This window comes from Streptosporangium sp. NPDC001559 (genome assembly GCF_042893955.1).
Classification (GTDB): domain Bacteria; phylum Actinomycetota; class Actinomycetes; order Streptosporangiales; family Streptosporangiaceae; genus Streptosporangium.
Window position 1 is genome coordinate 1 of record NZ_JBIAVG010000043.1, and the last position, 2,500, is coordinate 2,500.

A 2,500-nucleotide genomic window follows, 5' to 3' on the forward strand; every position below is an offset into this window, starting at 1 on the left:
CATTCGTGCAGGTCGGAACTTACCCGACAAGGAATTTCGCTACCTTAGGATGGTTATAGTTACCACCGCCGTTTACTGGCGCTTAAGTTCTCAGCCTCGCCACCCCGAAGAGTGACTAACCGGTCCCCTTAACGTTCCAGCACCGGGCAGGCGTCAGTCCGTATACATCGCCTTACGGCTTCGCACGGACCTGTGTTTTTAGTAAACAGTCGCTTCTCGCTGGTCTCTGCGGCCACACCCAGCTCACCGAGTAAATCGGATCACCGGACATGGCCCCCCTTCTCCCGAAGTTACGGGGGCATTTTGCCGAGTTCCTTAACCATAGTTCACCCGAACGCCTCGGTATTCTCTACCTGACCACCTGAGTCGGTTTGGGGTACGGGCCGCCATGAAACTCGCTAGAGGCTTTTCTCGACAGCATAGGATCATCCACTTCACCACAATCGGCTCGGCATCGGGTCTCACCCACGTGCCATCCGGATTTACCTGGATGACGGGCTACACCCTTACCCCGGGACAACCACCGCCCGGGCTGGACTACCTTCCTGCGTCACCCCATCACTCACCTACTACGGGTCCGGTTCGTCGGCTCCACCACTTTCCTTTCCCCGAAGGGTCCGGAACGGCTTCACGGACTTAGCATCGCCCGATTCAATGTTTGACGCTTCACAGCGGGTACCGGAATATCAACCGGTTATCCATCGACTACGCCTGTCGGCCTCGCCTTAGGTCCCGACTTACCCTGGGCAGATCAGCTTGACCCAGGAACCCTTAGTCAATCGGCGCACACGTTTCCCACGTGTGTATCGCTACTCATGCCTGCATTCTCACTCGTCAACCGTCCACAACTCGCTTCCGCGGCTGCTTCACCCGGCAGACGACGCTCCCCTACCCATCACAGTCCCCGTTGGGGGTATGTACTGCAATGACACGACTTCGGCGGTACGCTTGAGCCCCGCTACATTGTCGGCGCGGAATCACTAGACCAGTGAGCTATTACGCACTCTTTCAAGGGTGGCTGCTTCTAAGCCAACCTCCTGGTTGTCTGTGCGACTCCACATCCTTTCCCACTTAGCGTACGCTTGGGGGCCTTAGTCGATGCTCTGGGCTGTTTCCCTCTCGACCATGGAGCTTATCCCCCACAGTCTCACTGCCGCGTTCTCACTTGCCGGCATTCGGAGTTTGGCTAAGGTCAGTAACCCGGTAGGGCCCATCGCCTATCCAGTGCTCTACCTCCGGCAAGAAACACGCGACGCTGCACCTAAATGCATTTCGGGGAGAACCAGCTATCACGGAGTTTGATTGGCCTTTCACCCCTAACCACAGGTCATCCCCCAGGTTTTCAACCCTGGTGGGTTCGGTCCTCCACGAAGTCTTACCTCCGCTTCAACCTGCCCATGGCTAGATCACTCCGCTTCGGGTCTTGGGCATGCTACTGGATCGCCCTGTTCGGACTCGCTTTCGCTACGGCTTCCCCACACGGGTTAACCTCGCAACACACCGCAAACTCGCAGGCTCATTCTTCAAAAGGCACGCAGTCACGACGCCGGACGACAAGTCGTCCGACGCGACGCTCCCACGGCTTGTAGGCACACGGTTTCAGGTACTATTTCACTCCGCTCCCGCGGTACTTTTCACCATTCCCTCACGGTACTATCCGCTATCGGTCACCAGGGAATATTTAGGCTTGGCGGGTGGTCCCGCCGGATTCACACGGGATTTCTCGGGCCCCGTGCTACTTGGGTGTCTCTTCAGCGAGCCGTTGACGTTTCGGCTACGGGGGTCTTACCCTCTGCGCCGGACCTTTCGCATGTCCTTCGCCTACGTCAACGGTTTCTGACTCGCCTCATGGCCGGCAGACCATGAACAAGAGATCCCACAACCCCGCATGCGCAACCCCTGCCGGGTCTCACACGCCTGCGGTTTGGCCTCATCCGGTTTCGCTCGCCACTACTCCCGGAATCACGGTTGTTTTCTCTTCCTGCGGGTACTGAGATGTTTCACTTCCCCGCGTTCCCTCCGCATACCCTATGTGTTCAGGTATGGGTGACAGCCCATGACGACTGCCGGGTTTCCCCATTCGGACACCCCCGGATCAAAGTCTGGTTGACGACTCCCCGGGGCCTATCGTGGCCTCCCACGTCCTTCATCGGTTCCTGGTGCCAAGGCATCCACCGTGCGCCCTTAAAAACTTGGCCACAGATGCTCGCGTCCACTGTGCAGTTCTCAAACAACGACCGACCACCCGTCACAACCCGCCGGAGCGGATTTTTACCGGGGTCGGCACCGAGGAGCGGGCCTTGCGGCCGTGCCCTCAGACACCCAACAGCGTGCCCGGCGCTCCCTGCCGCTCCTCGTTCGTTCCATGCCCCGAAGGGGGCCGTACTGGAAGGAGAAGACGGTCGAGAGTGCCGACTAATCAACGTTCCACCCATGAGCCGCCAGCACCGGACGTGCGCCGGTGTACTGGCCTCTGGCCGGGCGAGCCCGGCGAGAAGTG

At 59.1% G+C, this 2,500-nt stretch carries 1 rRNA gene; it reads right to left on the minus strand.

The window, feature by feature from the left end:
• Positions 1–2,198 (minus strand): 23S ribosomal RNA (locus tag ACFYY8_RS42030); the annotation flags it as partial.
• Between the last annotated feature and the right edge of the window lie 302 nt (positions 2,199–2,500).